Below are 5,765 nucleotides of genomic sequence, written 5' to 3'. Positions count from 1 at the left end.
GGGCCTGTTCCAGCGCCGGGGACAGGCGTCCCATGGGCAGAGCGGCGGGCGTGCCGCGGTTGAACGTGGAGTCGGCCAGTCGGTTCTGCCGGCCGTCCCACGCGTGCGCGGTGTACTGGACGTTGAAGCGCTCCCCACGGATGAATGCGGGGGATTCCAGCCGTCCCAACCATGCGACTATGCGCATGCTCGCGACGCTGTTGCTTGGCGGTTCACCTCCCGGCCCCGCTTGCACGGGTTTCCACGCCCCAACCCGCACCCCCGGTCTGAGTAGCACGAGTTCCGCCCTCCCGGCGGTGAGAAACGGACGAACCAGCGAGCTTGGTTGTCACTCACCTATTCGACCGACGCACACGCTACCGGCACACAATGCGACGCCGCAAGTCGTTTCCGTTACCGCACGCCCAGGCGCTAGCACGCCTTCCCCCGCCGGGCTCATGACAGAAGTCACTGGTCCGCGCCCGGCCTCTACGATCGGCCGTCAGTAGGCTGCCAGGACGTCCACCACGAACACCAGGGTGCTGTTGGCGGGGATGTTCTCCTGCGCCTGGGCGCCGTAGCCGAGGTCGGGCGGGATGCTCAGCACGACCCGGCTGCCCACCGGAACCCCGGCCAGGCCCTGCTGCCAGCCCTGGATGACCTGCGCCAGCCCGAACTCGGCCGGCTCACCCCGCTCCCAGCTGGAGTCGAACTGCGTGTCAGTGCCCCAGACCTTGCCCGTGTAGTGGACGGCGAGCGTCTGGTTGGGCTGCACCTTCTTGCCGGTGCCCTGGATCACCGTCTTGACCACGAGCTCCTTGGACGGCTTGTCGTCGGTCTTCGTGGTCAGCGTGGGCGCCTTGTCGCCGCCCGGGTTGTCGACCTTGACGCCCTTGATGCTGTCACCGGTCTCCTTGCCGTCGGCGGCCTTCAGCGGCGGCGGCTGGGTGCCGACGATGTCGAGCACGAACACCTTGGTCGGCTCGGGCGGCGCCGACGCCTGCGGCTGCGCGACGGCGTCGTTGGCCAGCACGGCCAGCAGCCGGCCGCCGTGCTTGACCTTGGTGAAGCCCTCCTGCAGCACCTGCGGCAGCTGCTCGTTGACGGCGATCGTCTCCGGCGTCTTGGTGTCGTAGGAGGAGCCCTGGACGGCGTTGCCCTTTCCGTCCCAGTTGTAGACGGTCAGGTTCATGATCACCCGGTCGCCCGCCTTGACCGCCTGGCCGGTGCCGGGCTGGATCACCTCGTAGGAGGACATGGTGGCGGGCGAGCCGGACGGGAAGGTCACCGTGGGCTTGGCGCCCACATCGCCGGTGACCTTGACCCCGCCGGAACCCCCCGCGGTGGCGCTCGTGGAGGCGCCGGTGGTGGCACCGGTGGTCGCGCCGTCGTCGGAGCCGCAGGCGGCGGCGAACAAGATCAATGGCACGGCGGCCAGTACGGCCAGAGCGCGGCGCATGGGCTTCCCTCGGAAAGACGTCAGATTCGCGTCACACTACCTGACTTCCCGGTAGGGCCGAGGTAAACGGCGGGCCACGCCTGGGCCTGCGCCGTACTAGAGCGTCACACGCCGCGCCGCCGTCACATGCCCGCGATGAGCTTGTCCACCCGCTCGTCCACGCTGCGGAACGGGTCCTTGCACAACACGGTGCGCTGCGCCTGGTCGTTCAGCTTGAGATGCACCCAGTCGACGGTGAAGTCGCGCCGCTTCTCCTGCGCCTTGCGGATGAACTCGCCCCGCAGCCGCGCCCTGGTCGTCTGCGGCGGCACCGACTTGGCCTCGAAGATCTTCAGGTCGGACGCCACCCGCTCCACCGAGCCGCGCTTCTGCAGCAGGTAGAACAGGCCCCGCTTGCGGTGCACGTCATGGTAGGCGAGGTCGAGCTGCGCCACCCTGGGCGAGGACAGCGGCAGGTCGTACTTCTTCCTGTAGCGCTCGATGAGCTGGTATTTCGTCACCCAGTCGATCTCCCGCGACACCAGGTCGAGGTCGCCGGTGTCGACCGCGCGAAGCGTACGCTCCCACAGCTCCAGCACCCGGTGCGCGATCGCGTCGCCGCCGCGGCGGTCGACGAAGTCCTTCGCCTTGGACAGGTATTCCTGCTGGATCTCCAGGCTGGAGGCCTCACGCCCGTTGGCCAGGCGCACCCGGCGCCGGCCGGTCATGTCGTGGGAGACCTCGCGGATGGCCCTGATCGGGTTCTCCAGCGACAGGTCGCGCATCACGGTGCCCGACTCGATCATGCGCAGCACCAGGTCGGTGGCGCCGACCTTGAGCAGCATCGTGGTCTCGCTCATGTTGGAGTCGCCCACGATGACGTGCAGGCGGCGGAACCGCTCGGCGTCGGCGTGCGGCTCGTCGCGCGTGTTGATGATGGGCCTGGACCGGGTGGTGGCGCTGGAGACGCCCTCCCAGATGTGCTCGGCCCGCTGCGACACGCAGTAGACGGCGCCGCGGGGCGTCTGCAGCACCTTGCCCGCCCCGCACACGATCTGCCGCGTCACCAGGAACGGGATCAGCACGTCCGCCAGCCGCCCGAACTCCCCGTGCCTGCCGACCAGGTAGTTCTCGTGGCAGCCGTAGGAGTTGCCGGCTGAGTCGGTGTTGTTCTTGAAGAGGTAGATATCACCCGCGATGCCCTCTTCGCGAAGCCGCTTCTCGGCGTCGACGAGCAGGCCCTCGAGGATGCGCTCGCCCGCCTTGTCGTGGGTGACGAGTTCGATGACGTTGTCACACTCGGGTGTTGCGTACTCAGGATGGCTGCCCACGTCCAGATACAGACGTGCGCCGTTGCGGAGGAAGACGTTGCTCGATCGGCCCCAGGACACGACCCGCCGGAACAAGTAGCGCGCGACCTCGTCGGGGGACAGCCTGCGCTGGCCCCGGAACGTGCAGGTCACGCCGTACTCGTTCTCCAGCCCGAAGATGCGACGATCCATCACCTCACACTATGCCCACCGGTGGGCGAGCGGGAGAGATCTTCCAGGTGTTTTCCCGTCCGGCGTCGTACACACCTTCGTCTCCGTCCCGCTCGTACGCTCGCGGCGTACCCCCGTCCGTCGCGCGCGCCGTGCTCTCACCGGCCTCCATGCCCCTGTCCCGCCGTGGTTCCGCGCCCGCCCCCACGGGGCGCGGTGCCGTGGCATGGGGTCAGGGCGTCCAGATCTCCTGGACCTGAACGATCCTCGACTTGTGCACGGTGATGAGGGCGGGCCGGCGCTGGCGCTCGGCCCGGTCGATCAGGGCCGCCCTGGAGCACTTCTTGTTGCCGAGCCCCGTCTTCCTGCTGACCGTCATGTCCCCCATCGACGGCTTGCACCCGTACGCCGACAGGAAGACCACGTTCTTGGCGATGGGCGAGGCGAACGCCGTGACGCTCCCCTCGGGCTGTCCCACGAAACGGCCCTCGGTGTGGGTGCCCTTCTTCCACCTGATCGGCGCGTACTCCGCCGTGCCCGCCCCGACGTAGGTGATCCAGCCGCGCAGGACGCCGTCGCGGCGCGAATGGATGCCCTTGGTGAAGTCGTGCCCGGGGTCGGTCTGGAAGGTCGTACCGAAGATCTTCGGTTTCTTGTACTCCGGAGCCGCCGTGGCGGCCGGGCCCGCGGTACTCGCCGGGGCGGCGTGTGCGGCCACGCCGGACACCAACATCACCGCGACAGCGGCGCCACCGCCCAGAAGGCTACGCATCGGTGTATTCACGGACTGTGAGATCCACGATCGCGCCCATGAGTTCACCGGAACCACAGTGAATCAGGTCACATCCCGACTTCTGCCGCCGAACCCCAGCGAATCGCACGAACGCCCCCGGGAACGACGGCGGGGACCACGCACGCGCGGTCCCCGGGGTCGGTGGAGCGTCCTACAGTGGCGAGGAGCCGTCGTCCACGTCGCCGTCTTCCGGCCCCGTCGGAGGCGGGCCGGTGGGCGCGTCGCCGGCGGGCGGCGACGCGGCGGGCGGCGGGGTGGAGGTCTGGGCGAGCAGGCGCTCCAGGCGCGCGCCCGTCAGCCTGAGGAACTTGCGGTTCTCCCGGTTGCGGTCGAGCACCGCCACCTCCAGCTGCGCCAGCGGCGGCCGCTCCCCACCGGGCTCCGTGAGGGCCCCCAGCGCCACCTCCAGCGCGTCCGCCAGCGACATCGACTCCCGGTAGCGCTCCTTGAGCCGGCCCGCCACAGCCTCGGCCTGGCCGCCCATCGCGGCGAAGCCGTGCTCGTCGAAGACCGACCCGTCGAACGTCAGCCGGTAGATCGCGTCGCCGTCCTTCGTCTCGCCCACCTCGGCGACGACGACCTCGACCTCCAGCGACTTGATCGACTCGGTGAAGATGCGGCCCAGGTTGGAGGCGTAGAGGTTGGCCAGGCCACGGCCGGTCACGTCGGAGCGGTCGTAGGTGTAGCCGTTGATGTCGGCGTAGCGGATGCCGCCGAGCCGCAGCTCCTCGAACTCGTTGTAGCGGCCCACGGCGGCGAACCCGATGCGGTCGTAGATCTCGCTGATCTTGTGCAGCGCCCGCGACGGGTTGGGCGCGACGAACAGGATGCCGTCGACGTATTGGAGCACGACGACGGACCGGCCCCGCGCGATGCCCTTGCGCGCGTAGTCGGCCTTGTCCCGCATGATCTGCTCAGGGGACGCATATCCAAAAGGCATGGACACGTGCGGTGGTCCTTTCTAGCGCAGCGGGGCGATGGGGCCGTCGGGCGAGATCAGCCGGGCTTCGAGCATCTGTTCCACGTACGTGGCGACCTGCTCGTCCGACAGCCGGCGGAAGCCGTCGGCGTCGGTCACGCCCACGATCGGCCAGATCTTCCGCGTCACGTCGGGTCCGCCGGTCGCCGAGTCGTCGTCGGCGGCGTCGTAGAGTGCCTGGATCGCCGTCATGGCCATGTCGTCGGCCGAGGCCCCGTCGCGGTAGAGCTTCTTCAGCGAGCCGCGCGCGAAGATCGAGCCGGAGCCGATCGCGTCGAACCGCTCCCGCTCGTAGGGCCCGCCCGCCACGTCATAGCTGAAGATACGGCCTTCGTCCTTGTCCGGGTCGTACGCCGCGAACAACGGCACCACCACCAGCCCCTGCATCGCCATGGCCAGGTTGCCCCTGATCATGTTGGCCAGCCGGTTGGCCTTGCCCGCGACCGACATCGTGCGGCCCTCGAGCTTCTCGTAATGCTCCAGCTCCACGCGGTAGAGACGGGCGAACTCGAGACCGGTGCTGGCCGTGCCCGCGATGCCCATGCACGAGTAGTCGTCGGCGCGGAACACCTTCTCCACGTCACGCTGGGAGATGATGTTGCCCGACGTGGCCCGCCGGTCGCCCGCCATGATTACGCCACCGGCGAAGGTGGCGGCCACGATCGTCGTCGCGTGCGGCACCTGGTCGCCGATCGGGGTGGCCAGCACCTCATTCCGCTGCGGCAGCAACTCAGGCGCATAAGAGCCGACAAACTCCGTGAACGAGGAGCTTCCGGTGTTTAGGAAAAGCCGGTTCACCAAGCCGACGGGCAGATCCCTGTGCGATGCCACGCGACTCCCTCCAAACGTCAGTGTTCCTAGGGCGACCCTACTCATGTTGGGTTGCTGTCTGCACTTCCCACGATCAGCTCACGGCGAACCCTCCCCGCGGGGGATCTGCCCCCACGACTCCCCGAAACCCACACCCACCACAACCCCACACCCACAAAACCGACAAACCCGACCCGCGGGGGCTCCACCCCCACGACTCCCCGAAACCCACACCCACGACAGCTCCAGCTCCACACACCCGCACGAAACCGACAAACACCAACC

6 protein-coding genes are annotated in these 5,765 nt (G+C 68.6%); all 6 read right to left on the bottom strand.

The genetic code is table 11. The features are described 5' to 3' along the window. The coding region (locus ITP53_RS53495) for a hypothetical protein (protein WP_195903159.1) at positions 1–187 on the bottom strand (187 nt) is incomplete at its 3' end. A 294-nt stretch (positions 188–481) separates the two neighbouring features. After that, the gene (locus tag ITP53_RS53490; protein ID WP_195903158.1) at positions 482–1,438 is read right to left on the bottom strand and encodes an FKBP-type peptidyl-prolyl cis-trans isomerase; all 957 of its coding nucleotides are present in this window, start codon (positions 1,436–1,438) and stop codon (positions 482–484) included. A 122-nt stretch (positions 1,439–1,560) separates the two neighbouring features. Continuing rightward, a complete protein-coding gene (gene pafA, locus ITP53_RS53485; RefSeq protein WP_127934192.1) occupies positions 1,561–2,919 on the bottom strand; it encodes a Pup--protein ligase in 1,359 nt (452 codons plus the stop codon). A 211-nt stretch (positions 2,920–3,130) separates the two neighbouring features. Next, the gene (locus ITP53_RS53480) at positions 3,131–3,670 is read right to left on the bottom strand and encodes a hypothetical protein (protein ID WP_195903157.1); all 540 of its coding nucleotides are present in this window, start codon (positions 3,668–3,670) and stop codon (positions 3,131–3,133) included. Between the two features lie 172 nt (positions 3,671–3,842). Next, entirely contained in the window at positions 3,843–4,631 is a 789-nt protein-coding gene (gene prcA / locus ITP53_RS53475) for a proteasome subunit alpha (RefSeq protein ID WP_195903160.1), read from the bottom strand. A gap of 21 nt (positions 4,632–4,652) precedes the next feature. After that, a complete protein-coding gene (prcB, locus tag ITP53_RS53470) occupies positions 4,653–5,501 on the bottom strand; it encodes a proteasome subunit beta (RefSeq protein WP_195903156.1) in 849 nt (282 codons plus the stop codon). Between the last annotated feature and the right edge of the window lie 264 nt (positions 5,502–5,765).

The organism is Nonomuraea cypriaca (assembly GCF_015645445.1).
GTDB lineage: Bacteria > Actinomycetota > Actinomycetes > Streptosporangiales > Streptosporangiaceae > Nonomuraea > Nonomuraea cypriaca.
The sequence above is the reverse complement of the archived record's forward strand: the minus strand, read 5'-3'. Positions and strand labels throughout refer to the sequence as shown.

Excerpts from the sequence above, each read along its gene's own strand:
- ITP53_RS53480 (WP_195903157.1), bottom strand. The coding sequence starts at position 3,670 with ATGCGTAGCCTTCTGGGCGGTGGCGCCGCTGTCGCGGTGATGTTGGTG.
- prcA (WP_195903160.1), bottom strand. The coding sequence starts at position 4,631 with ATGCCTTTTGGATATGCGTCCCCTGAGCAGATCATGCGGGACAAGGCC.
- pafA (WP_127934192.1), bottom strand. The coding sequence starts at position 2,919 with ATGGATCGTCGCATCTTCGGGCTGGAGAACGAGTACGGCGTGACCTGC.
- ITP53_RS53490 (WP_195903158.1), bottom strand. The coding sequence starts at position 1,438 with ATGCGCCGCGCTCTGGCCGTACTGGCCGCCGTGCCATTGATCTTGTTC.